This window comes from Vibrio sp. Vb1755 (assembly GCF_033338635.1).
GTDB lineage: Bacteria > Pseudomonadota > Gammaproteobacteria > Enterobacterales > Vibrionaceae > Vibrio > Vibrio alginolyticus.
Genome location: NZ_JAWOTA010000292.1, coordinates 1 through 1125 on the forward strand (window position 1 = coordinate 1; position 1125 = coordinate 1125).

A 1125-nucleotide genomic window follows, 5' to 3' on the forward strand; every position below is an offset into this window, starting at 1 on the left:
AACTCACTGAAGCACCTAAGCTTGTTTGATCTAATGATGCAAGTGGCGACGCTACTTCAATCACCAATCCTCGTTCCATTGTTCCTTGGCATCATCATTCGCAGAACGCCGAAATGGGCACCATGGGCAACAGTTGTGGTTGGTATGTTTGTCTCTTGGTCAGTGGTGAAAATCTTCACTCCAGAATTTGTTGGTAGCTGGTTCGGTATGGATGAGCTAACACGCCGCGAAGCAGGTGAAATGCGCACAATGATCACCATTGCTGCTCACCTTGTCTTTACTGCTGGTTTCTTCTGCCTATCGACTCTGTTCTACAAAGAAGAAACAGACACGCACAAAGAGACAACGGCGGAATTCTTTAAAGATGTGGACACCGAGTGTGTTGCAGAAGAAGGCCAAGACATTGTTGACCGCATGCAACGCGCGAAATTGGGTACGCTGGTTATCTACATGGCCGCAGGTTTAACACTGATGGTGTTGATTCCAAACCCACTATGGGGCCGCCTATTGTTCCTTGCTTGTGCAGCGTCAGTCTTTGCTGTGGGCTACGGCTTGAAGAAGAGTGCCAAGCTAGACACGCAGCCCTCTAAAGTAGCCGCGACAACGACCCAATAATCTGAATTTTTGTTTTGGCTGCCCTCGCTTGGGCAGCCCTTTTGTGGAGATATATTATGGCTAAAGGTGATGTGATTACTCTCAACTTCGAAACGTTTGTTGATAGTGATACCCAAGTGAAAGTGACGCGATTAACGCCAACGGACGTGATTTGTCACCGTAACTACTTTTACCAGAAGTGCTTTACTCAGGATGGAAAAAAGCTGCTGTTTGCAGGTGATTTCGACGGAAATCGCAACTATTACCTGCTTAACCTTGAAACGCAACAAGCAGTCCAACTGACGGAAGGTAAAGGTGACAACACCTTTGGCGGTTTCATTTCGACGGATGAGCGTGCATTTTTCTACGTGAAAAACGAACTGAATTTGATGAAAGTCGATTTAGAAACGCTGGAAGAACAAGTCATTTATACGGTCGATGAAGAGTGGAAAGGCTACGGTACTTGGGTGGCAAATTCTGACTGTACCAAGTTAGTTGGTATCGAGATTTTAAAACGTGATTGGCAACCGC

General features: G+C 46.2%; 1 protein-coding gene and 1 pseudogene. Both read left to right on the top strand.

The window, feature by feature from the left end; all coding sequences use genetic code 11:
* Positions 1–615, top strand: a pseudogene (locus R7E00_RS24630) (transporter); the annotation flags it as partial.
* 56 nt (positions 616–671) lie between these two features.
* On the top strand, positions 672–1125 hold a 454-nt coding region (locus R7E00_RS24635; protein ID WP_318124837.1), incomplete at its 3' end, for an oligogalacturonate lyase family protein.